The following is a 22,735-nucleotide window of genomic DNA, read 5'->3' as shown; positions in this document are numbered from 1 at the left end:
CTCAAAAGGAAGACTCTTTGCAAGCGGCAAACAGACGAAATCTTAGCTAACGCATTTGATCAAAACGCGGAGAGCGGCTCTGACTGAGGGTTTGAGCCAGGCATGCTTATCGAGTAGGCACGCAATATGAGGAGAGTACCGATAGTAGGTGGCAATAAATTTTCTGCCCCAGATGTGACTACGCAATTTCATGTCACGGAAAGCCCGTAGAGCCATGACTTCGCTAGAGCGCGGGTCTTCAAAGGCCGCCGTTGCGATAAAGCAACGAGGACGTTCTTTGTCGGACATTTTCAGGAACTGTTTGACGATATGGGGGTTCTTGGCCGTTTTCTGGAACGACTCGGCTTTGCGGATAATGTCCGGGTAGATCGGCGTGAACTGAATGAACATGGAAAGCTGCTTCGCCGCTTTCATCATGCGATCCTGATACTTTTCATGTGTATCGTAAATTCGCATCAAATCCCAATACACCGAAGCCACCACGGTCAGTTCGGTGGTGCGTGCGCTTTCTTTGAAAGCCTCGGGTTTCAGAATTTCACCTTTTTTGATGTCAAAAACGATATCCAGGATTTTCAGATATTTCTCATAGGAAATCGCCGCCTCAGAGTACAGTTTCTGAGTCATGCACATGCGAGCTTTTTTGATCAGCATCACACGGCTTTTCCACAACTGAAGACGATGCTGTTCGCGGGCGCGTTCCTGCTGCATCAACACACCACCACTGCTGGTGGCGACCGTGCGCTTTAAATCCGAGATGCAGCCCGCACAAACCTGTGGAGGCAAATTGCTTTCGCCAGCGGCCTGAAGCTTGGAAATAAGCTCCGGATCCACCGGGTGCAATTCAGTAACTTGTATTCCGCAGCGAGGGCATTGAATCATTCTTCGGTCCTTAACCTATGATTTTAGGTTAAGCTGCGGTCTTAAAGCAAACTCATTGGATCAATATCGATTAATATTTTGACTCCGGATGGAACCCACTCCTGGTCCCCCAGTAACTGTCTTGAAAAGGGATTGGCGGCTGCGGGCTGAGTGCTTTTAATGAGCAGATGGTATCGGAACTGACCTCGCAATTTAGAAAGGGCGGCTTCGGCCGGACCCAGGACTTCAATAGCGCCATACTGTTGTGGGAACTGAGCTTTAAGAGCATGAGCTCTTCTGGCTAAAAGTCGGGCCGTTTCTTCTACAATTCCCAGTTTAGTTCCTTGAATTCGGAAGCTCACCAAGCGTCCCATGGGTGGATAGTTCAGAGCACTGCGAATTTCCAGTTCGTGGGCGGCAAAGCCCTCGAAGTCATGAGCTTTGGCAAAAGTGATGCTGTCATGTTCAGTGTTGAAGGTCTGAATGATCACAAGCCCCGGGCTTTCGCCTTCTTTCACGTGTCGTCCAGAGCGACCGCTCATCTGAGTGATCAGTTGAAAGCTTCTTTCGGTGGCACGGAAATCCGGAAGGTTGAAGCCCACATCGGCCAGCACCAGTCCCACCAGTTTCAATTTTGGAAAATCAAGACCCTTGGCGATCATCTGCGTTCCGACCAGAATATCGATTTCACCGGTTTCCATTTTGCCAATCAGATCTTCCAGATCCGCACGACTTTGAATTTCATCGCGATCGGCACGAGCAATGGTTTTCCCTGGGAACAACCGGGTCAGATCCGTTTCCAGAAGTTCAGTGCCCAGGCCAATGGCCTCCAGTTGTCCTTCGTGGCAATCCGGACATTTGGTTTTGAAGTTTTCGTGATAGTCACAATAGTGGCAAATCAGATGCGAATGCGCATGCAACGTCAAAGAGATGTCGCAGTTGGGGCATTCCCGCGTGTGCCCACAGGATGGACACACCACCATCTGCGCAATCCCGCGCCGATTCAGGAACAAAGCCGCCTGATCTCCGCGCGCCAGAACTTCCTGCATGCGCTCGTATAGCGTGGGGCTCAGCCAGAAAGGCAAATGCGAGTACTTTGTAATGAGCTTTTGCTTTTCTTCGTCATCGTCTTTAAGCCTGCGCAAATCAATTACTTCAATATCAGGAAGCGCGCGATTGGCCACCCGGCGGGTCAGGCGATGCAGATGATATTTTCCGTCGATGGCATTCTTCCAGGTTTCAAGGCTGGGTGTTGCCGATCCCAAAACAACGGGACAGTTCATTAGTTTACCCAACATCACAGCGGCGTCTCGACCGTTGTACTTCAGCTTTTCATCTTGTTTGAAGCTGGGTTCGTGCTCCTCATCAACAATGATCAGCCCCAGATTGTCGATCGGACAGAAAAGGGCAGAGCGGGCACCGATCAGAATGGATTTGCGTCCCTCGACAATATCCCACCATTGGTTGGTGCGTTCACGGTCGGTCAGCTGCGAGTGAAGTGCGGCAATCTTGTCACCAAAACGACGGGCAAAGCGCTGGATCAGTTGCGGCGTCAGGGAAATCTCAGGCACCAGTACGACCCCGCGTTTACCCTCGGCCAGAACTTTATCCAGCAGGCGCAGGTAAACTTCGGTCTTTCCAGATCCGGTCACCCCAAAAAGCAGGTGAGTGGAAAACTGCGAGTGCTGAGCGATGCTTTCAAAACAGGATTTTTGTTCCGGCGTCAGGTCCAGTGCTGAATCGGCTTCCAGTTGGGGAATGACCGGCGGGCGTTTGGACTGTCGCTGCTTTTCAGATTTTCTTAAGGGCGGGAACGCGGATTGAACGACTTGTCCCACGGGGTGAAGATAATACTGTGCCAGCCACTCCAGCCATTTCACATAGGGCTCTGGCAGCGGGGGGTATTCCTCAACGATGGAATCTACAGCTTTGACTTCAAATTCAGGAACTTCCGCTGTGGGTCCCAGCACAAGGCCATGGACTTTGCGCCCACCACGGCCCAGCGGGACCGTGACCAGTTGACCTCGTTGCAAGGGCAGGTCCGAACTGTAGGTCAGGGCCTCTGGAAGAGGAGCGTCGGCAGCCACTCTCCACAGTTGAGTCGAACTCATCTAAACCTCTTGTAGAACTCCGTGATCACGTCTTTGGCCGGCAGATCCGCGATGCCATCCCATTTCAGATTCGTATCCAAAGACGATGGCTGGAACAAGGCCACGGCCGTTTGGGGGCGCGCCGAAGCGCTGATCAGACGAATGGTCACAGTGTTGTTGCCCCAACGGATCGTGCGCGAGCGAGGATAAGAAAGTCCACGGGCAAAATTATTATAATTGTTCGCACTCATTTCCACCTGCGAAGGCAGGCGTAATTTTCGCACAACAAATTCATCCTGCTGAATCCAGATGCCTGGCGATCCTGCTTCCTGTTCCACAGGGGTCGGAGCACCTAGAGCATAGTTCACCACGCCACCAGTGCGAGAAAGGCGAACCCAGTGCTCAGGTTCATGTTTGATTTCATTGGCTGTCTTCGGCAGGGGCTTTTTGTGGAAAGCATTTGTCGGGACGATTTTAAAGTGCGCCAAAGCATTGGCGAAGATTTCGGGATTTCTCATGTTCAAGAATCGCTCCAGGAACTCTTCAGGAAGCTTTTCACCTTTTCTTTGGCCGTCCACCATGCTCCATTTTTGGCCGCCATTATAAAGGAACTGGAGCTTGAAGGAGCTTTGCAGGTCTTTGCCACCTGTGACTGTCAGACGCATGGTGCGATCGCTGTCCACCAACCAGGTTTCTTTGACCATGACCGTTTCTTCGCCGCTGGTGAACTGCACTTCTTGTTCAATCGCATAGATCCCCGATCCCGCATTTTCGCTTGTTTTCTGCAAGATCGTGCGAGTGGGCAGAATATAAGCCACAGCCAAGGCCGGACAAAGCACAGAGAGGGCTAAGGTGACAGCGATCTTTTTCATAAAAACCCCTTATTGCAGGCGACCTGCAAGTTTGACAAGGTAAGATGTCAGTTCTTGTTTCAGTTCCGGATTCTGCAATGCCAGTTCGATGTTGGCTTGCAAATATCCAAGCTTGTCACCGGCATCATAGCGCTGAGCCGAAAACGTCATGGCGTTCAGACCATGTTGAGCGCAAAGCACTTTCATGCTGTCGGTGAGTTGAATTTCACCGTTCAAAGTGGGCTTGGCATTTTTCAGAATATCCATAATGGCGTTGTCAAAGACATAGCGACCCGGCAAAGCCCAACGGCTGTTGGTTTCGTGCGGTTTTGGTTTTTCCACCAAGGACGTCACCTTGAAGAAGCCCGTGGACTTTTCCTCAACCTCGGCGATTCCGTACTTGGAAACATCTTTATCTTCTACCTTCATCACCGAAATCGTGGAAGTGGCAGTCTCTTCAAAAGAACTGACCAGTTGAGAAGTGACGTTGGCTTCACCGTGGAAGCCCATGGTGATTTCATCGCCCAGCAAAACGGCAAATGGATCTTTGCCGACGATCGGAAGTCCGCAAAGAACAGCATGCCCCAGGCCCATGGCCTGCTTTTGGCGGATGCTGATGATATTTGCGGAATCACGGATGCGAGTCACACGCTCCAGAAGTTTTTCTTTGCCATCTTTGGCCAGTTTGTCTTCCAGTTCATACGAGGTATCAAAAAAGTCTTCAATGGCATGTTTGCCTCGACCGGCAATCAGGATGATGTCTTCGATTCCGGCTTGAACCGCTTCTTCCACGACGTACAAAATGATCGGCGCGTCCACGATGGTCAGCATTTCTTTAGGCACGGTCTTGGTGGCTGGGAGGAAACGTGTTCCCAGGCCTGCCGCAGGGATGATGGCTTTTTTTACTTTTTGCATAGCTAATAAAATCTCAAACGTTTCATTTTAAGACAAGCCCTAACGAGGCCTGTCTCAATATGAAAAAAGCTGCGGTTTTGCGCAAATCTGCCGAAAAGATTGTTAGTCTAGTATTTAGGGGAGTTTCCATGAAAGTGCGTTTTAAAAAGACAACCTGGCGTGCGGCGGGAGGAATTCTTGCCTCCTTCGTACTGATAGTGTCCTTTCAAAACTGCGGCAAGGCAGGTTTCGACTCTGATCTAGGCAGTGAAGCGGATGTAGGGTTGTCTGACGCAGAGCTGGCGGCCAAGTATGGGGCCACAGACGGGGCGAAAGTTGCGGCTATTCCCTTCGCTTTTGAGGCTGGTTTTGACACGATCACCTATAACTCCTGTGCCGACACTCATCTCCGCAATAATCCGGCGTTCTTCACACTGAAGGCCGGGGCCCATTCCTCGGGTGGTATCAAACTTAAGAATGAGTTCTTTGATTATACGGATTCCAATTTCAAACCTGTTTATCCTGAAACCAGCCTGACTGAAAATCAGTACAAAGATTATCTGGCAGACTCGCCAGCCAACAACGGGGCCGTGGCCACCGTGGCTATTCGTGACAGAGGCAATCTTGCCAATGTTTATACGGCCACAGGGAAGTTGACCCTTTGGACAGATGTGATCCCGCTTGTGGCGCCGCTGACAGATTCTTTGGTCATGGATGCGTTTGCGCAAAAAGGGGTGACGGCGAATTATTTCCCGTTCTCGCCTGAATCACGCGTGATGGAAGCCACCATGAACATGAATTCCAGCGAAACTTTGGCGGAGGCCTATCGTCAGCAATTTATGACTTCGGCGGTGATGAGTCTGACCTACATGGTGAATAACGGTGAAATTCACGAGGTGCGAGCGCCAAGTTCTGCTCTGCCGGTGAAAACAGCTTATGGTAAGGGTTATTCATTTGTGTTCTCGCAGGCTCCGGCCGCAGGTGCCGCTTCAAACAACCCGGCAAATGTCCTGGCCTCTGTGAGTGAGTACGATTTGCAGTCGCCGACTCAGATTACAAAATCCTGGAACTGTTCTCGCAAATACCGTGTCGTGAGGAAGGAAGATGTGGCAGCTCAGTGTCCTGTCCAGAGCTATAGCGATATCGCGGGAAATGCCACTTACGTTCGCGAGATGGAAATTGCCCGTCGTCATTTGCGCTCAGACCAATGGGATGTGAATGTGCAGTATGGCTGCGTGGTTCCTCGCACAGGTGTGTCCTGTTATAAAGAGGAATCGGTGAATGGTGCACCGGTTGTGGAGTATGATCTTACGAAATCCTGTTTCCGTGAAAACGGAAACTATCCTGCGGGCGCAACGCCAAACAGTCGTTGCATGCATTTTGTGACAATCTGCACCCGCGATTAGTTTTTGGCGACACGTTCTTCCAGCATCGATTCCATGTGTGAAGGATAAGATTTAATGTATTTGATAGGGTCGACCATTCGGCCCTTTTTCTTTACTGCAAAATGCAGGTGAGGTCGCGTGCAATAACCCGTGCATCCCACTTCGCCAATGCGTTCGCCTGCAGAAACTCTCAGACCCTGACGAATTCTTTTGTCGATACGATGAAGGTGGTTGTAGGCGGTCTCCATGCCATTGCTATGCAAAAGCACGATGTAATTGCCGGCGGCATGATTGCGTCCGTAGCGGACCACGGTGCCTTTTCGAGGGGCATAGACGGGTTCGCCCACGGGCAGTTCAAAATCAATTCCCAGGTGTGGTTGCAGGCGCTTGGTGATCGGATGAACGCGGTTGGGTTTAAAGCGGCTGGCGATCTTGATGTAATCCACCGGGGCATAGAATGGCTTTTCCTCCAGTAAGTCAGAGGCGGCAAAGAAAACACCACCACCTTTGGAATTACGCACGAACTTTTTCTGAACAGGCGTTCCATTGATGGTCAGGGAAGTCTTTAAAACTTCTCCGTATTTAATAAACTGTCCGGCATCATGAAGCTTTTCTACCTCCAGCCAGAATGAGGCGCCACGGCTGACGGCGCGGGGGGCGATATCAAAGGCATAGGCATCCAAAAAACGTGTCGCCACCCAGTTGCTGTTGATCTTTGCCAGGATACTTCCCAAAACCGAGCCATAGATTTTTCCTTCGACCCGGGCGTAGCTGATTTTGTATGTCGGATTGTAGGGCAGGGCCTGCACCTTTCCGGATTGCTTGATAATGCGGAAAGCGTCAGATGTTTGAGAGTCGAACATACGAAGTTCGATGTTTCTTCCGGAACCGCGCACCAGATAGCGCGTGTCCAGAGTCAAAAACAGACTGCGCAGTTTTGAGTTGGAGGCGATGACAGACTCGCGTTCACTTTGAGTAAATCCGTGTTGGCGCATGATGGAGATAAGATTGTCGCCAAGACGCACAGGCTTTGCAGTAAAAGTGTTGGCTCCGGCGTTCGCCGATTGATAGGATGTGAATGCCAATACAAACGCACTCACGATGCTTGCGAGGTGAAAATTCATGATGCCCCATCCTTTGAGCTTTATTAAACTTCCTGTTTTCTTCTGCATTTATCTTATCGTGAACACGGCAGCAGCCCAAGTTTATAATTCCTCTATTTCCGCTGCGACCGGCGGAACTGGACGTGCGGCGGTGGAAGCGGGGGATGCAGCGTTTTTAAATCCGGGAACTTTGGTGCACTTAAAAGGTCGTCAGCTTTTCTCTTCGTTTGCAGAAAATCAGTTTGCCGTGGCATTGAGTGATAACACTCAAGACAGCATGCTGCCGGCGGCGTTGGGATTTGTGCAGAAAAAATCCGATGTATCGTTGGGGCGACTTGAAGAAAGTGATCTGACTTTGAGTCTGGCAGAATTTGCCACGGACCAGTGGGCGATGGGTATTACAGGTCATCATCGCGAACAGAAGCTTCCGAACCAGTCTTACCGTCAGACGAACGCGGATATCGGATTGGTCTATACACCGCAGTCTCATATTGGATGGGGTTTGGTGGCGTACAATGTTTTTGGTGAAGATACGGCGGCTCCGAAAGAGCTGCGCCGAAAAACCTCTGTAGGGGCGGGTTTTAATTATATCTATAAAGGGACCGTCAGGATGCGCGCGGATGCCACTTCCGAATCCGAATTCATGACCGGCCTGGAGACTTACGTGAATAGATTTGTTATCAGCCGCCTCGGTTATATGAATAATACCAAGGATTCCAGGGAGTTAATTACGGCTGGCTTGGGCTTTAAAGGCCCTAGATTCGCTTTGAACTATGCCTATGAAGGAAATCCTCGGGAGTCTGGGGATTACCGGCATTCAGTTGACTTGGGGATTCCATTTTGATAACTAACTCATTCCGTTAAAACCTAGGGGAATAAAATGGCATCTAAAACACAAAAGACTGAGTATATTCGCGAAAGAAAAAAAGCGACTAGCGGTAAAAAGCGTAAAGCTGCTGCTCGCACTAAAGGCACTACAAAATCTGCAAAAGTTCTTTTCAAAGACTAATTGCCTTAAGATTTTAAGTACTTAGACAAAAAGAAAGCCCATGGAGACGTCCCTGGGCTTTTTTATTTTATTCTCATGATTTGGATCCGTGATTAACGGCTCCCCACGTTTCGACGCAACAAGCCACCGTCTTCCATTGCTCCACCTTTTAAGTCCCAGCGGAAGGGAAGCTCGACCCAGCCTTCCTGACCAGGATAGAAGCGCCATTTTTTCAGGGCAGCCAGAGTTTTAGAATCCAGATTTCTGAATCCCGTAGACTGCATCATGCGGAACTTCTGGGGATATCCTTCTTTGGTGATATAGGCATAAAACACCACGGCACCCTGGTCGCCGCGCAGGCGTTCCTGGCGATCATAGCGGGGACGAGGGTTGCCCGGCATCTGACGAAGCTGATCCAGGCTGCGCACTCCAGAAGGTTCTCCGGCCAGAGCGGTGCCCTGACCTGGGGAGCCCGAGTTTCCGGCACCAGCGCCTTTACCCATGCCCCGTCCGTTACCTTCTCCACCCAAGCCTGCTCTTTTGGCAGCGGCGTCTCTGGCGGCTTTTTCTTTGGCGGCTGCAGCGGCCAAGGCGGCCGCACGTTCATTGGCCAATGCTGAAGAGATGACTTTGGCATTTCTTTGGCGCATTTCATTTTGCATGGCTGCAAGCTTTTCAGCTTCGGCCTGATTGTCGGCCTCCAGGGCGCTTAAGCTTTCATCCTGTTCAGCAGCCATCGCAGCAGCCAGGGCCTCCATAGAGCGTCTTTCATTTTCGACAGCGGCACCCTGAGCACTGTCGATGTTGTCGAAGTCTTCATTGAAGTCCGCATTCATATTAGATGCGACAGCGTGTTTGGCCAAAGCTCCCTCATCCAGTTCAGGGGCTTCGATGTCATCAATGGTCATTGGAACAGCTTTGAATTCTGTTTTAGGGGCAATGCTGCGACCACCTTTTGCGGCCACGGCCTGAGCTTTGGCAGAGGCTTTTGCTGCCTTGGCTGAAGCCGTCTTCACAGCTTTGTTGGCAGCGGTTTTAGCAGCCGCTTTGGGTTTGGCAATCACGACATCGCTGGGACTTCCGGCGTCTTCCAGTTTTTCTACCTGAGGAGTGTCAGCAGCGACAGGCAGACCACCTTGAGTAGGGGGAACGCGGGCTCCGCGAGGAGCAAGTCTGGGGGTGGGCACATCTTCGATTTCAATCGTGATGGTTTCGGTTTTGATCTCTTCCACCAATGGAACACTGATCATGGCAACAACCAGCACGATAGCCGCGTGCAGGGTGGCGGACAAAGTCATGAAGCGAGAGGTTTTGCTTTGTTCGGGTTCTCTGTGAGCCAGAAGAAACGCATCGTAGTCGATAGCCGATTGAGCGGCGGAACTCTTCTGGGAAGAATTCGCAAAATCAGCTTTGGGCATTTGAAAGTCAAAGAGACTCATTTGATCGTCATTCTTGGACTTGTCATTTTCGAGGTTGAAACCCATAGAAACTCCTAGTGCTATCCAAGGATGCACTATCAATTCCCGGGCCATGTAAAAAGGCCCCTGCGTGGATTTCACAAGCAGGGGCCGGGTATAAATTTCAGGGGTGTTAGGGCGATTGTCAGCCCTTATTCAGGCAGCAATCCGTCGGGGATCTGGCCGGCGGCAATGGCTGCGGCGATCTTTAAGTGGTCGGCATGGCCTACGATTTTGATCGCCTCATTCAATGGCATTGGATCCGGATGCGGGATCTTGGCTTTTTTGAAGTCCATAATGCGGCGATAGCTTTGTTCCAGGTCTTCTTTGCGCAGACTTCCTTGGGCCACAGCCTCCAGAATTGCGTCATAAGCCTGCGGTGGAACCTCGGGATCATTGCAGTACAAAAGCAAATCCACACCGGCTTTGAGCGCGCGGACGGGCACTTCCTCTATGCCATAATGTTTGGTCATCGCCTTCATACCAAGGTCATCGGTGATGATCAGGCCGCGATAACGCATTTCTTCGCGGATCATTTTTCTGACAAATGTTTCTGACAGTGTGACGGGCCATTCCGGATCAATTTTTGGGAACTTGATGTGAGAGGTCATCACCATGTCGACGCGCGATTTGAAGGTTTTTTTGAAAGGAATCAGTTCGCACGACTCCAAACGAGCCAGATCGGCATTTTCCACAGGAAGGTCCTCGTGGCTGTCCACCAAGGTGTTGCCGTGGCCCGGGAAGTGTTTAGCACACGTGATGACTTCAGCTTTGATGTATCCACGAACAAGGGCCGAGGCATGTTTTGCCACCATTTCCGGATCAGAGCTGATAGAGCGATCCCCGATCACGGTGTTGCCCGGATTGGTGAAGATGTCCACGCAAGGGGCGAAATCCAGGTTGATACCCACGGCTTTCATTTCCAAGCCCATGCGATTGGCGAAGTGGAAGGACACTGTGGGGGCATCCAGCTCACCCAAGCGGCGCAATGGGGGCCAGACCGTGAAAGGGGCTTTCAGACGATGAACGCGACCGCCTTCCATGTCGATACCAATAAACAGCGGCGCCTTGTCCACTTGTTTGTGGCGCAAAGACTGGATTTCTGAGCAAAGTTCGTGGACTTGCTTGGGGTCAGCGACATTGCGGCCGAACAGACAGACCCCCCCGATGTTGTGCTCTACAATGAATTTCTTTTCGTCGGCAGTCAGAGCGTGTCCGGATACGCCGATAAACATATGCTGACCAATGATGTGGCTGATACTCATGAACTAATTCCCTTTGTCTTCTGTCTTTTGCGGTTGGCCTTTCAGCAGAATGCCTTGGCCGGGAGGAATGCCAATTTGCTTCGTCGGTGCGGGCGCATTGGCTTCACTTGCTTTTAGTTTTCTTTGGCGGGAAACGACATTGCTGTCGCCCTCAGGAACTTTTCCGAAAAGTGTTTTTAAGATCGCGGCGCTATAGGGGACTGTGCCGATGGCTTCAGAGGGTGTTGCCACCAATTCGGTCACGATTCCCTGGCCCATGGCATTCGTCCCAAGAACTTCACCACGTTCGTTGACGTAGCTGAGGAACTTGATGTCTTTGAATGTGTTAAGGATCTTGAAGGCTTTAAATCCGTTGTAGGTTTCTTCTTTTCCCACCAAGGCCTGGCCTTTGTAGATGGCCGCGTCCTCTTCTGCAATGGCCTGGTATTCATAGTTGGTTTCAGACTTCAGTCCTTCTTTGGACTTCAGCATCAGGTAAACCAAAAATGTGGAAAGAAAGGTGCCTTTGGGAATTTTCTTTTCAATGCGGGAAACTTTGCCGTTGCTCTTTACAACGGCACTCAGATTGCCGTTTTTGAATTTTGCATCGATCAGTTTGGAATCTTTGCCTGCCAGGGACGTGTATTCGTAAGAAATCGGAGTCAGTTCGGCATCGGCATAGGCTTTGAGGCTTTCTGTGGTTTCGCTGGGACCCTTGCCGGTTTTTAAAAGATAAGTGGAAATGAACTGTTTTTTCTTCTGGTCAAATTCGTAGCGGCTGATGACGTAACCAATGTGTTCTTCGCCGGAAAGGACCTTGGCGTATCCTTCAAAAAGAACATCCCCGCGGGCCGTTCCCGCGTAGACCATGGCAAACAGAAGTGTAAGGCATATTCTTAGGACCATTGTCGAGTTTCCTTCTTAGAACTATGGATAAAAGTCTGTCATCTCACTATAGAACAAGTCAAAGTTTTCGAGGTCGAGTTATTGCCACAACCGGCAACCTACGCGACAATGTTGAGACACAGATGTTTAATGCACGAAGTACTTTTATTCAGAATCTTAACAACAGGCGCGGTCAGATCGCCCTGTTCGTTGCATTGATCTTCCAGATTCTTTTCCTGTTTTTTGCAATGGTGATCAATGTCGGACTTCTTGTGCATCACAAAGTCAACTTGCAGAACTCTGTCGATCTTGCGGCCTACTATGGAGCCATGAGACAGGCAGAGAATATGAACGCGATTGCGCACATAAACTATCAAATTCGGCAAAGCTGGAAATTGTTGGCGTGGCGCTATCGCATGCTCGGAAGTGCGGGGGAGTGGGAGCGGCATCCTTTCAAAAAGCCCCTGAAAGCAATTCAAGGCCCGACTGATGATATTGTCAGTACCTCGGATTCTGTTTCGCGCAATCTTCAGGAAGCTCCAGCTTTTTGTATTACCTATATTCCCTTTAAGCCGATGCCTCCTGGAGAGAACACCTGTCGTTACATGGCTTCGTACACAAAGGTCATGCTGTGGCAGGATGTCCCGGTGATTGCATTCCACCAGGCGTTTTCCAAAAGTATCAGCAATGCCAGTGACGTGATGAGAAGCAGCGCCACAGAACGTTGTCGGGTGTTTGGTTCTTATAACTACTTCATGCTGGGAAAATTCATAGTCAGCTTCAATCTGGATCAGCGCGATCGTATGAATATGATTGCCAGCTTGTCCCGCGCTTCAAGTATGGCCAAGGATGACTTTTATGATCTGGACGGGCAGAAAGCCAGCGTCGGTATTGAGAATACGTTCCTTAATAATCTGACCCCACCGAACAAGGCCGGGAATCCGAAAATGCAGGTCTTCAACTCTTTGGGAACGGATGCTTGCAATGCCTCGGGTCAGGCGCCAGATCAGCCGGCGAAATGGCTCAGTGCTGTTCGCATCTATCCGGGATTCAGATACACCGATACCCAGTGCGATGGTTACAATATCAAGACCGATCCTAAAGAGCTGACCGGCCATGCTTCCAGCTTTCCTTACCATCTTGACAGTGTGAATGCTCTTAAGGGTCCTATTACAGAGCTTGCGAATTTTATCGGCTATCGTAGCAATTTAAATGACAACTACAATTTCTCTATTGGAGTTGAGAAGAATCCGTGGTGCATGGCCTATGTGGGCGTGTCCGCCACAACTTCCCCGAAAATTCCTTTCTCTCCGTTTGGCACGATCACTTTGAAAGCCAGAGCTTTCTATAAACCCTTCGGTGGCAGAATCGGTCCTTGGTACAATCAAAACTGGAACCGCGGCTCTGGCTTCTCTGAAGGTGGTCCAAAAACAGACCCTCTTCTTCCACCGCGTGTTACGGACACATCTTTGCTTTCCTCTATCAGCACCGATACGGCGAACAATGCCATCCGGGCGGCAAACTTCAGTCGCTTCCCGGGCGATAAGTATGGTTTAAAGACTTTCAGAATGCTGGCTTACTATGGCGAGGCCATTTACAAGCTGGATCCGAAGTGGTCCTCGGATCCAAATCCATACGGTGGTAACAGCATCTATGAAGGCGACAGCGCTCCGAACTTTGCCCATTGGGATCATATTCCCAACAGAATTAATGAAATCGGTGATCTGCTGTCCTGGGATTCCGTGCGTGATGTTCCGTCCGCAATGAGAAATCTTGAAACTGCCGCGATTCTGCCGGACCTGTTTGATATGACTTACTATTCGATCGAGCCGGATTTCTATAATAACTATTATAAGAAAATCAAAAATGGTTATTTGAAGGGACCAGGGTCCACTTTTACTGGAAGCTTCCGTCCGGATCTTGGTTATCACAAGGACTACAAAAGAGGCACTTACAACTTCGAGGAATACAACATTATAAGTCAGTTCAACGTGCTGAAGGAACCAGGCTTTATTGTTCCCGTGAAGGATAAGTTTACCTTTATGTCCATGGATTGGATGAATGTCCTGACGGGCTGGGCTCCGAAGGGATTGTTGGACTATTCTTTGGATACGTCCAAGTTTGGCAAATGCGCGGCACCTGTTGCGGCGGATAGTTCTGGTGGCGTGGTCCCAACAACGGGAAATTGCGTCGTGGGTGGCAGTACGGGTTACGCGGTTAAAATGGTTTCTTCCAACTACTTGCGATCACAGGATCTGAAGCTTGGGGGAGAAAACACCGGCGGTGGTCCGTTGTTAAATCCTCCACCTGATGACAGCGAGTTCTAAGTTAAAGGCATCTGATTGTCTCAGTCTGAGACGTTCGCCAAAAACTTAAGATTCTACGACCTTTGTCCGAAAAGAATACGACAGGGGAATTTATGAGAAATTTGATCTTTGCTTTTGGAGCATCCTCATTTCTATTACTAGGGTTGTTTGGTGGCGGCACCTATGCTCAGGCCTCTGATAAAGATCTTACCAAGTCTGCAGAACTGAAGAAATCTGACAAAACCTCTAAGTCAGATATTCAAGATGCACGGAATGGCGCCGAAGATGATGGATATACTGCACAGGCCGATACATTAAAAGGGCATGTGGACCAACTTGCGACCGCGGCGAAAGAAGCCCTTAGCTTGAATGCAAATCTTATCAATACCGCTGCTTTGGAAAATCTTACCGGAGCTACCAACTTCTACCAGAGACTCCATGGCACCTGTGTTAAGACTCAATCCACGGCGTCTTGGATGTGCCGGGAGAAAACGAGTCCTCAACTGCAGGAGGGTTTAAATCAAATCAATACTGTCGTTGGTATGATTTCCGGCGCAGCTATCCAGGATGCGTGTAGTAACTTTGCTAAGATAGCTAAACTTGGCCAGATGGCTTTAACCGCTTATACGGCGGCCTGTTCCAGCGCGAGGGCGGCCTGCGAGGCCTCTTGTGCGACAGTTTATAATAATCTAAAACGCCTATCTAAATTTGAGTTTGGATCACTGCACTGTCATTCCGAAAGTTTGATGGCTGCGAAGGCCACGCTGCCAACGGACCCTAACTATCCAACGGCACAAAAAATCATAGTCGCTTGTGGTAAATTGGACGCTTCAATTAGCACTACCCAGGGGTACTTAGATGGCACTGTGTTGCCGCACGACTTTCAGGAAACAGATAAGAAGTCTGTTGCTCTAAAGAACAAAGCCTGCACTTACGAATATGCCAGCATGATCCTTTCAGCGGGTACTGGTATTGCCTCTATGATCAATGGACTTAAGCAAGGTCAGAAGTGTGATGAAGACACAAACGGGACCGGCGGGACTGTGGCTGCTGCAGCCAAAGACAAGTGCGAAGACCCAGCCAATGCTCAGCTTCCAGAGTGTATCTGTAAAGCGAATCCAAGAACTCCAGGTTGTGCGAACTCCTATCAGAAAGCCAACGAAAGTGGTGATTCCCGTCTGACGGCTTCGGGTGCGGATGTCAATCCTGCGGCTCTTGGTGGAAAAGACGGCCTTGGTGGACTGGGGCTTGGTGGTGACGGCAGTACTTTGGGTGAAAACGGTGCCGGCGGTGGTTCTGACTCTGGCGGAATTGGGGCACCCATGGGTGGTGGCGGCGGCTTGAGCGGCTTCGGTGGCTCGGGTGGCGGCGGAGGCGGCGGCAAAGAAGAGGCCGCCAAAAAAGGTCTGAACACAGACATTCTTTCTGGCTCCGGCGGTGGTGGCGGAGGCGGTGGCTTTGGTGGCTACCGAGGTGCTGCTTCTGATTCTAAATACCGTGCGTATCTGCCCGGTGGCGCCAAAGACCCAGCACAGGGCTTGGCGGGTCAGCAGGCTTGGACAAAAGAAGTCACCGGTCAAGGTGGCAAGTCCAACTGGGAAAAAGTCAGAGAACGCTATCGTGATAACAAGAACACACTCTTGAATAACTAAAGGAGACTGCTGTGAAAAAGGACTGCATTAAATATATTTGCGCAGCATCTTTGGTTTTTGCCCCTGTGGTTGGATATTCGGCTGAGGCCACAACAACCACGAAAAAAGAATCCGGGGATAAAGGTGTGGAGTCCGGCGCCAGCAAGAGCCCCTCGGGGCCATCGGTGAATGATTCCGCGGATAAGACGTCTGATTCCAACTCGATGGGACAGGCGATGTCGTATCTGACGGGCGGGATGTTCTTGACGATGGGCTACACTGACATCAAGACCGGGATGGCTCCTTGTCCGACGCCAGCGGGATGTAATTACCCCACAATTGCCAAAGGTGTTTTTGAGGTGATGTTAGGGATGTTGTCCATGGCGCAAGGTGGTGCTCACGGTAAAGCTGCCGGACAGGCCAGCGGTACTGGATTTAATACCGATGGTTTTGGGAACTTGCCTGGAAATTCCAGCAATGAGCCCTATGGCTTGGATGATCCAAACAATCCCTTGAATAAAGACCCTCAGTTTGCAGCGATCAAAGGAAATATCTCAAAGCTTGAACAAATGGGTGTTTTGGATTCCAAGACAGGGACCGCAAAGGTGGGTGACAAAACCTACAAGATGTCTGACTTCGCTTCCAAAGAGGCCATGGCTGCAGCAGGAATTCCCCCAGGTGCGATTGCGGGCTTGATGGAGCTTTCAAGTCAGGTGGAAAAAAAGGCCAAAGAAAAATATGACAAACTCAAGCTTGGCGCCATGACTGCTGCTAACGGCTACGATGAAGGTGGCGGCGGGGGCGGTGGCGGATTCAGCGCAGGCCTGGGCTCTTCTGATGACATGGGATCATCTTCCGGCTCGGGCGGCAGTGGATTAGGGGGCTCTGGTGCCTTCAATCGCGATCCAGCCAACCTGGCGGGTATGCAAAAAAATTATAACGGCGAACCCATCGGAGTTGCTGCCGACAGTATCTTCCTGATGATGACTCGAAGATACAAAGTCAAAGAAAGCCAGGAATCCTTCTTTACGGATGCAGAATTAGCCCTGCAGAAGTAGAAACAAAAAAGCCGAGTTAAGGAACTCGGCTTTTTCTTTTCTAATATAAAAGATATTTCTTTCTTTCCTTAACCCAAGACTTTTCATCTTTAGCCAGGGCCAAATCAAGATCCTTTGGAGTCGCCTTGGGATTTTCGATCCAGTCTTTCAAAGCGGGGCCACCGTTGATCACATCAAAGGCCAGACGGTCCTTGACATATTCATACGCGAAATCGCGATAGATCGGATATTTCGGATGCATTTCGCGGATCACTTTCAACATCAAGGCGGTCAGGCGGAAGGGCTTGAACTGATCATGCTTGTAGCTGATGCCATCGGTATGGAACTGGAAACCGTGACAAAGCTTGCCGACATGTTTGTGGAAGGTCGGTTCAAAGAAACATTCACGCAATGTCACACCTTTCATCCACTGCGGGGCCTTCTTTTTCATCCGTACCAGCACTTCGTGGAAGTCGATATCTGAGGCTCCGATAATTTCCAACGCACGGGTGGTGCCGCGAGCTTCGGACAAAGTGGTGCCTTCGATCAGCACAGTCCCCGAGTAGGCGCGAGCCATGTTGAGGGAAGCCGCATTTGGGGATGGATTCACCCATGGACGCTTTAGATCCCAGCCAAAGCCAGGGCCCTTGTCCGGAGAGTAGCCTTTCATTTTTACGATCTGCAGATCCAGATCCAGTTGATAGAAGTCAGCAAAGTACAACGCCAGCTCACCAACGGTCAGACCGTGGCGCATCGGAATCGGAGCGGCCCCGACAAAAGATTCCCAGCCAGGCAGCATCCGGAAGCCTTCCACAGGACGGCCTGCAGGATTGGGGCGATCCAGAACAATCACGGTTTTGCCAAGCTTTGCACATTCTTCCATCATATAAAGCAAAGTCGTGATGAAAGTGTAAATACGACAACCCAGATCCTGAAGATCAAACAAAACAACATCGAAGTGGGACATCATTTCGGCTGTGGGTCTGCGCACTTCACCATATAAACTGAAAACAGGAATCTTATGGACGGGATCAATAAAGTCCGGGCTTTCAATCATATTGTCCTGTTTGTCGCCACGAACACCGTGCTGAGGCCCGAAGGCACAGGAAAGTTTGATCTTTTTTGAAAGCAAATCCAGACTGTGCTGCAAACTTTCATCCACACTGGCAGGGTGACAAACCAAGCCGACGCGTTTTCCCTTCAGACTTTTAAGCATTTTTGCATTGCTAAGAAGAACTTCAAGACCAAGTTTCATTTGATATCCTTGTTAAAGAAAAATTGTATTAGAGGCTTTGGTCCCCGCAGGAACACGAACATATTTGCCAACCACAACGTTGGTCAGCTCGCAACCCTCTTCGACAATGGCGCCGGGGCCTGCACAGAAAACGCCTTGAATAGAGGAAATTTTCACCTGAGCAGTGCTGGCAACTAGAGTCAAAGATGAAACGGTCCGGGTCGCTGTGGTTCTTTCCGTGGAATATCTTTTCAGCGCCAGCTGAAGAGCTTTCTTCTGATAAGACTCTTCACCCGTGAGAAACTCCAGACACGCCTTGGTGGCCTCCATAAAGTCCTGGGGATTGCCGGTTTCAAACCAGGTCCCTTCAAAAGGCACAGCTTCAACCGAGTGACCTTGGGAAATTGCAACAGTCACCGCATCATAGAGAATGTTGGATTCAACATTTGCGGGGATATATTCCAGAATTTTTTCATCCAGAATCTGGACGCCAACAAAATGCCAGGCGCGCACGGATCCTGTAATAGGGGTTTTGCCAAATCCCAGAACCTTATTGTTCGCATCCACCCAAACGCCACCAAACTTGGTGCCGACACCGGGATGATCTTTGACGATCAAGGTCGCGATATTTTTTTGGGAGTTGTGACGAGCCAAGGCCCTCTGTAGTACATCTTCTTCTTTTGGAAGGATGACTTCGTCAGCATTCATTAACAGAAAGGCCCCGCCGCCTCTGAAATGGGAAGCCGCCTTGCCCAGTCCCCCGCCATTGCCCAGAATAAACCCTTCTTCGTCAGAAAAGATTACAGATTGCGCTTTGATCGGCAGAGTGTGGAAAAGATCGTGGATTCCCTGTGGCAGGTGGAATGTGTTTACCACCAGTTTGTTGATCTCTAAATCCCCCAGAAAATTCAAAACATGAGCGGCCAGGGGAATGGTCAGAAATGGAATGGCGGGTTTAGGCAGAATGGAAGTGTAGGGGCGAAGTCTTGTGCCTTCGCCCGCCGCCAGTAACATGACGTTCATAGTGTTTCGTACTTTCTTTCCAAGGCGCCGGAATCAATCAGCACATCGGCAAAGACTTTGTATTCCGGGAACTCGTTGATAGCCTTAAGAACACGTCGAAGGGTTCCGGAAAGATACTTCAGGTAGCGGCGATCCTGTCTGAGGTGATAGAAGCTTGCAAAACTTCCGCAGGCTTTGAAGCAGCGCTGAATGGATTGCAGTTCATAGATATGATCAAACTGGTCGCGTGAGAAATCTTTCGGAAGATATTCTTTGGAACGATCCAGATAGTAGTTGATCAGAGTCTTTGCCATCGAATCATTCATATCGACATACGAGTCGCGCATCAGACTGACCAGATCATACTGAATCGGTCCCAGACGGGCATCCTGGAAGTCGATAACACTCATTTGATCCAGTTTAATCATCAAATTGCGGGAGTGATAATCGCGGTGAGCGATGCGTTTGGGTTCTTTATCCAGGCGGCTGGAAATATCCACAAAGATATCGGTGATTTCTTTGTTCAGAGATTCACCAAATGGAAACTTTAAAACGCCGGAAAGCAGATTGTCTTTGCCGTAGTTCATCTCCCAAAGGAACTTTTCAGTGTTGAACTCTATTTTGAAGGCCGTGCATTCTGATTTGTCCAATGTGGCCGGATGATGGATCTTTACGATTTCATCAATGGCCATCTGATAAAACTCCAAAGAAGCTTCCTGACTTTGACTTTCCCAGAACTTTCTTTCCAGGGTCAGGTCCCCTAGATCTTCCAGAAGAACCAGGCCTTCTTGTGGGGACATGGCAACAACCGTGGGCACATGCACGCCATTCTTTGCAAAATGATTTAGGACGCTCAGGAAGGGATAGTTATTGGGATCAAACGGTTCCCAGCGCATCAGAACCCAGGATTGATGATCCTGAACGACGCGATAGTAGCGACGATTGGAGGCATCACCGGCAAGGGAAAACACCTTGTAGTTATCGGATTTCAGGGCTTGCGTCAGAAAAGGAACTAAAAATTCATCATGAGTGACCATGAGAAAAATTCTCACAGACACTCACGGTATTTTCAAGGAATAAACTCCGTCGCAATTAAGCGTTCGTAGGAGAGTCTTTCAGGAAGAAAAGCTCCAGCACCTCTTTCAGGCCTTGAGCGGTCAAGGGTGCGCGATCCACTTCGAAGCAGTTGACAGAAAGTTCGTCCACAAGCTTTGGTTCCAGAGTCGAAACAGAGCCAAGTTCGTCCAGATTCTTCAGAGAACTGGTCACAATCAAAGGTTCATCGGCCAGGTGCTCTTCGCTGATGTATTCCATCAGCAGCTCTTGTTCGGAAGGGTTCAGATTTTCAACATTTTCCACAAAGATCGTCATGCCCCCCAGGCGGGCAATGTCCATGGAAGAATGCAGCTGACCTTTGATGTCGTTAAAAGGGACGAAAGCCCAACGGCCAGTCAGTTCATGCAGTTGCAACGCGACTTTCTTGTTGTTGTTTTCAGAGCGACCTTCAAAATGAATCAGGTGAGAAACCAGTTCGTTGGCTGGACTTTCGGTCAGTGCCGGAGAGTCCTCGTTAAGAATGTCATCAATAGAGGGCATTGATTCACCAAAGAGTCGGACATTTTCCAGATTCGGCTGGATCTTGTTGAGCTCTTCAAGATTGGCTTCTTTTTGATCCAGATACCATTTGTACATTGCGGGCTCCAGGACCATTCTTACCAACTGAGCCACTCCAGAGCGCTTCTCACTATTGAGATCATCTGCGGATGGCACCACAGCTGTTCCTAAGAAGTTCCCATTCACCCGAATAGGAATATGAAGGTCACGCCCCCGCGTGAATACCTCGTCAGCGTCTGAAATGTCAGACAGATCCATCAATTGACGAATCTGTAAACCCTTCCCATAGCGGTTGGCCAGAATCTGCTTTAGTCTTTCTACAAAAGAGCTATCCAATGTTGTCTGCATAAAACCACGTACCCCTTACACAGAGCCCTTTAATACAAGACCAATGCCAACAGCAGGCTGTTAGGGAAAAATCTTATAGTTTCAGCAACTTGGAGGGTGAAACAAATAAAAAGTGGGCTTTATGAATTCCTCATAAAGCCCACTAAGTTTCGATCATTTAGGTAATTTATTTAGGGTCGGTGCCCTTTTTAGCGCGCCAGTTTACGCTTATCCAGGCCGTATTTTTCGACCTTCATGATAAGACCGGCACGGCTGATACCCAGTTCTTTTGCCAGCTTGGATTTGTTCCAGCCTGTGCGGCGCAGACCCTCACGGATCATTTCGCGTTCCAGATCTTCCAACGCATCCTTCAGCTTGCCCTGCAGGCGGGAACCTTGAACTTTGTTCTTTTCCCCAGCTTCCAGAACTTTTGGAGAAAGAAGTTCCGCCATCAGTTTTGTCTCGTCACCGGAAAGAACACAGAGTCTTTCGATTTCATTCTGCAGCTCACGAACGTTACCTGGCCATGGATAATCATAAAGCTTTTCCAAAGCACGTTTTGTGATCTGACGTTTTGGTCCGCCTTGTTGGTCGTGAATTTTGTTCAGGAAGAAGTCCACAAGGAATGGAATGTCTTCTTTTCTTTCACGCAGAGGTGGAACGCGGATGTTGATAACATTCAGGCGATAGTACAAGTCTTCACGGAAGGTGCCTTGTTCAACCATCTCTTTCAGGTTTCTGTTCGTCGCCGCCACGATGCGCACGTCCACTTTTCGGGACTCTGTCGCACCCACAGGCATAAAGGTGCCCTCTTGAAGAACACGCAGAAGTTTAACCTGCATTTGTGGGGAAGTGTCCCCGATCTCATCCAGGAAGAAAGTTCCTTTGTCGGCCATTTCGAAAAGACCTTTTTTGTCTTTCAGAGCACCCGTGAACGAGCCTTTAACGTGACCGAACAATTCAGATTCCAAAAGATTGTCATTGAAAGCAGAACAGTTCTGAATAACGAATGGTTTGTCTTTGCGGTGAGAGTTGTAGTGAATTGATTTTGCGATCAATTCCTTACCGGTACCGTTTTCACCTTGAACCAAAACCGTGGAATCCGCACCTTTGATTTTATCAAGCAAAGCATAAAGGGACTGCATTGGTTTGGATTTACCGATCATGTTGTCGTACTTGAAGCGGTTGCCCAGCTCTTTGTTCAACTCTTTGATGCGGTCTTCGCGGGAAGAAATTTCCAGATGAAGAGTCACGATTTCCTGAGCCACCAGCTCACACAGTTCGTTGAAGTGCGCGCGCTCCTGGTCATCCAGGAATTTCAGTTTGCCCAGACATTTTTCGATCACTTCGCCGGACAGGCCGAAGGCTGCAAGGCGCTCGCGGATTTCTGTCAGACGGGAAGTGTAGTTGGAATCACGGAAGAAGCCCATCGCCACAACCGTACCAACGCAGTCATTGTCGATCATGATTGGGAAGACACCCACATCAAAACCAACCATATCCCACTTGCGCAGGCTGAATCTGTTCTGGGAAGTACGAAGATCATCCAGGGATTTGGTCACAAGTTCTGCAATACTTGCCTGGCCAGCTTCTTTTCTTACAAGAGCTGTGATTGCAGGATTGTTAAAGGTGACTTTATCAGAGTCATAGCCTTTCAACATTCCACGCTCATCCGTGAAAACCACGTCAATGTTCCACCACGCGCTGAGAATCTGTTTGAGCTTGTTGATGACATGTATATGTTCAAACTCATCCCAATTAATCATAAGTATCGTCCTTTCAGTGACTGTCAAAAGTATCGATACTTTTATCGTCAAGAAATTAGACGA

19 protein-coding genes are annotated in these 22,735 nt (G+C 49.6%); 6 read left to right on the top strand and 13 right to left on the bottom strand.

Translation table 11 applies throughout. The annotated features are described in order from the left end of the window. Nucleotides 1–42 precede the first annotated feature (42 nt). The 4 genes from ACZ50P_RS16695 to galU are packed head-to-tail and all read right to left on the bottom strand — an operon-like array spanning nucleotide 43 to nucleotide 4,714. Entirely contained in the window at nucleotides 43–879 is an 837-nt protein-coding gene (locus tag ACZ50P_RS16695) for a CFI-box-CTERM domain-containing protein (RefSeq protein WP_464132480.1), read from the bottom strand. 41 nt (nucleotides 880–920) lie between these two features. Then, nucleotides 921–2,969: a replication restart helicase PriA gene (priA, locus tag ACZ50P_RS16690; RefSeq protein WP_464132478.1), complete on the bottom strand. Its 2,049-nt coding sequence runs from the start codon at nucleotides 2,967–2,969 to the stop codon at nucleotides 921–923. Beyond that, complete coding sequence (locus ACZ50P_RS16685; RefSeq protein WP_464118930.1) at nucleotides 2,966–3,820, bottom strand: hypothetical protein; 855 nt, start codon at nucleotides 3,818–3,820, stop codon at nucleotides 2,966–2,968. Before ACZ50P_RS16685 ends, priA begins: the two co-directional genes overlap by 4 nt. A 9-nt stretch (nucleotides 3,821–3,829) precedes the next feature. Then, nucleotides 3,830–4,714, bottom strand: a complete 885-nt coding sequence (gene galU, locus ACZ50P_RS16680; protein WP_464132476.1) for a UTP--glucose-1-phosphate uridylyltransferase GalU — start codon at nucleotides 4,712–4,714, stop codon at nucleotides 3,830–3,832. A gap of 128 nt (nucleotides 4,715–4,842) precedes the next feature. Here galU and ACZ50P_RS16675 point away from each other — a divergent pair, with 128 nt between their 5' ends. Next, nucleotides 4,843–6,099 (top strand): hypothetical protein, encoded by a 1,257-nt coding sequence (locus tag ACZ50P_RS16675; RefSeq protein ID WP_464132474.1) that lies wholly within the window; start codon nucleotides 4,843–4,845, stop codon nucleotides 6,097–6,099. On the opposite strand, the gene ACZ50P_RS16670 is transcribed toward ACZ50P_RS16675, so the two are convergent. Continuing rightward, nucleotides 6,096–7,202: a peptidoglycan DD-metalloendopeptidase family protein gene (locus ACZ50P_RS16670; RefSeq protein ID WP_464118924.1), complete on the bottom strand. Its 1,107-nt coding sequence runs from the start codon at nucleotides 7,200–7,202 to the stop codon at nucleotides 6,096–6,098. The two genes, ACZ50P_RS16675 and ACZ50P_RS16670, sit on opposite strands and share 4 nt — an antisense overlap. Here ACZ50P_RS16670 and ACZ50P_RS16665 point away from each other — a divergent pair. Further along, nucleotides 7,201–8,025, top strand: a complete 825-nt coding sequence (locus ACZ50P_RS16665) for a PorV/PorQ family protein (protein WP_464118922.1) — start codon at nucleotides 7,201–7,203, stop codon at nucleotides 8,023–8,025. The genes ACZ50P_RS16670 and ACZ50P_RS16665 overlap by 2 nt on opposite strands. Nucleotides 8,026–8,061: 36 nt before the next feature. Further along, nucleotides 8,062–8,190, top strand: coding sequence for a hypothetical protein (locus tag ACZ50P_RS16660; RefSeq protein ID WP_464118920.1), 129 nt, complete (start codon nucleotides 8,062–8,064; stop codon nucleotides 8,188–8,190). A gap of 92 nt (nucleotides 8,191–8,282) precedes the next feature. Here the strand turns inward: ACZ50P_RS16660 and ACZ50P_RS16655 are convergent, their stop codons facing one another. From ACZ50P_RS16655 to ACZ50P_RS16645, 3 genes are all read right to left on the bottom strand, one after another. Beyond that, entirely contained in the window at nucleotides 8,283–9,653 is a 1,371-nt protein-coding gene (locus tag ACZ50P_RS16655) for an energy transducer TonB (protein WP_464132473.1), read from the bottom strand. 125 nt (nucleotides 9,654–9,778) lie between these two features. Beyond that, entirely contained in the window at nucleotides 9,779–10,891 is a 1,113-nt protein-coding gene (gene nagZ, locus ACZ50P_RS16650; protein WP_464132472.1) for a beta-N-acetylhexosaminidase, read from the bottom strand. 3 nt (nucleotides 10,892–10,894) lie between these two features. After that, nucleotides 10,895–11,776 (bottom strand): hypothetical protein, encoded by an 882-nt coding sequence (locus tag ACZ50P_RS16645; RefSeq protein WP_464132470.1) that lies wholly within the window; start codon nucleotides 11,774–11,776, stop codon nucleotides 10,895–10,897. Between the two features lie 122 nt (nucleotides 11,777–11,898). Here ACZ50P_RS16645 and ACZ50P_RS16640 point away from each other — a divergent pair, with 122 nt between their 5' ends. The 3 genes from ACZ50P_RS16640 (at nucleotide 11,899) to ACZ50P_RS16630 (ending at nucleotide 16,750) form a co-directional block, all read left to right on the top strand. After that, on the top strand, nucleotides 11,899–14,082 hold the full coding sequence (locus tag ACZ50P_RS16640) for a Tad domain-containing protein (RefSeq protein WP_464132469.1): 2,184 nt from the start codon (nucleotides 11,899–11,901) through the stop codon (nucleotides 14,080–14,082). A 92-nt stretch (nucleotides 14,083–14,174) separates the two neighbouring features. Then, nucleotides 14,175–15,713, top strand: a complete 1,539-nt coding sequence (locus tag ACZ50P_RS16635) for a hypothetical protein (protein ID WP_464132467.1) — start codon at nucleotides 14,175–14,177, stop codon at nucleotides 15,711–15,713. An 11-nt stretch (nucleotides 15,714–15,724) separates the two neighbouring features. After that, on the top strand, nucleotides 15,725–16,750 hold the full coding sequence (locus tag ACZ50P_RS16630; protein ID WP_464132465.1) for a hypothetical protein: 1,026 nt from the start codon (nucleotides 15,725–15,727) through the stop codon (nucleotides 16,748–16,750). A gap of 40 nt (nucleotides 16,751–16,790) precedes the next feature. On the opposite strand, the gene ACZ50P_RS16625 is transcribed toward ACZ50P_RS16630, so the two are convergent. The 5 genes from ACZ50P_RS16625 to ACZ50P_RS16605 all read right to left on the bottom strand — a co-directional run bounded on the left by ACZ50P_RS16625 (nucleotide 16,791) and on the right by ACZ50P_RS16605 (nucleotide 22,672). After that, complete coding sequence (locus ACZ50P_RS16625; RefSeq protein ID WP_464118906.1) at nucleotides 16,791–17,984, bottom strand: exo-beta-N-acetylmuramidase NamZ family protein; 1,194 nt, start codon at nucleotides 17,982–17,984, stop codon at nucleotides 16,791–16,793. A 12-nt stretch (nucleotides 17,985–17,996) separates the two neighbouring features. Continuing rightward, the gene (locus tag ACZ50P_RS16620) at nucleotides 17,997–18,986 is read right to left on the bottom strand and encodes a sugar phosphate nucleotidyltransferase (RefSeq protein WP_464132463.1); all 990 of its coding nucleotides are present in this window, start codon (nucleotides 18,984–18,986) and stop codon (nucleotides 17,997–17,999) included. After that, entirely contained in the window at nucleotides 18,983–20,017 is a 1,035-nt protein-coding gene (locus ACZ50P_RS16615) for an aminoglycoside phosphotransferase family protein (protein ID WP_464132461.1), read from the bottom strand. The genes ACZ50P_RS16620 and ACZ50P_RS16615 overlap by 4 nt, the downstream gene beginning before the upstream one ends. Before the next feature lie 40 nt (nucleotides 20,018–20,057). Then, a complete protein-coding gene (locus tag ACZ50P_RS16610; protein ID WP_464132459.1) occupies nucleotides 20,058–20,927 on the bottom strand; it encodes a P-loop NTPase family protein in 870 nt (289 codons plus the stop codon). A 188-nt stretch (nucleotides 20,928–21,115) separates the two neighbouring features. Then, nucleotides 21,116–22,672, bottom strand: a complete 1,557-nt coding sequence (locus ACZ50P_RS16605; RefSeq protein WP_464118898.1) for a sigma-54 interaction domain-containing protein — start codon at nucleotides 22,670–22,672, stop codon at nucleotides 21,116–21,118. Nucleotides 22,673–22,735 lie beyond the last annotated feature (63 nt).

The sequence above is a fragment of the Bdellovibrio sp. CKG001 genome, assembly GCF_055397465.1.
Note: the sequence above shows the minus strand (reverse complement) of the source record. Positions and strands in the feature narration are given on the sequence as shown.

Bases quoted from the DNA above. Each gene is read 5' to 3' on its own strand.
- ACZ50P_RS16695 (WP_464132480.1), bottom strand. From the start codon at position 879: ATGATTCAATGCCCTCGCTGCGGAATACAAGTTACTGAATTGCACCCG.
- priA (WP_464132478.1), bottom strand. From the start codon at position 2,969: ATGAGTTCGACTCAACTGTGGAGAGTGGCTGCCGACGCTCCTCTTCCA.
- ACZ50P_RS16685 (WP_464118930.1), bottom strand. From the start codon at position 3,820: ATGAAAAAGATCGCTGTCACCTTAGCCCTCTCTGTGCTTTGTCCGGCC.
- galU (WP_464132476.1), bottom strand. From the start codon at position 4,714: ATGCAAAAAGTAAAAAAAGCCATCATCCCTGCGGCAGGCCTGGGAACA.
- ACZ50P_RS16675 (WP_464132474.1), top strand. From the start codon at position 4,843: ATGAAAGTGCGTTTTAAAAAGACAACCTGGCGTGCGGCGGGAGGAATT.
- ACZ50P_RS16665 (WP_464118922.1), top strand. From the start codon at position 7,201: ATGATGCCCCATCCTTTGAGCTTTATTAAACTTCCTGTTTTCTTCTGC.
- ACZ50P_RS16670 (WP_464118924.1), bottom strand. From the start codon at position 7,202: ATGAATTTTCACCTCGCAAGCATCGTGAGTGCGTTTGTATTGGCATTC.
- ACZ50P_RS16660 (WP_464118920.1), top strand. From the start codon at position 8,062: ATGGCATCTAAAACACAAAAGACTGAGTATATTCGCGAAAGAAAAAAA.
- ACZ50P_RS16655 (WP_464132473.1), bottom strand. From the start codon at position 9,653: ATGGGTTTCAACCTCGAAAATGACAAGTCCAAGAATGACGATCAAATG.
- nagZ (WP_464132472.1), bottom strand. From the start codon at position 10,891: ATGAGTATCAGCCACATCATTGGTCAGCATATGTTTATCGGCGTATCC.
- ACZ50P_RS16645 (WP_464132470.1), bottom strand. From the start codon at position 11,776: ATGGTCCTAAGAATATGCCTTACACTTCTGTTTGCCATGGTCTACGCG.
- ACZ50P_RS16640 (WP_464132469.1), top strand. From the start codon at position 11,899: ATGTTTAATGCACGAAGTACTTTTATTCAGAATCTTAACAACAGGCGC.
- ACZ50P_RS16635 (WP_464132467.1), top strand. From the start codon at position 14,175: ATGAGAAATTTGATCTTTGCTTTTGGAGCATCCTCATTTCTATTACTA.
- ACZ50P_RS16625 (WP_464118906.1), bottom strand. From the start codon at position 17,984: ATGAAACTTGGTCTTGAAGTTCTTCTTAGCAATGCAAAAATGCTTAAA.
- ACZ50P_RS16620 (WP_464132463.1), bottom strand. From the start codon at position 18,986: ATGAACGTCATGTTACTGGCGGCGGGCGAAGGCACAAGACTTCGCCCC.
- ACZ50P_RS16610 (WP_464132459.1), bottom strand. From the start codon at position 20,927: ATGCAGACAACATTGGATAGCTCTTTTGTAGAAAGACTAAAGCAGATT.
- ACZ50P_RS16605 (WP_464118898.1), bottom strand. From the start codon at position 22,672: ATGATTAATTGGGATGAGTTTGAACATATACATGTCATCAACAAGCTC.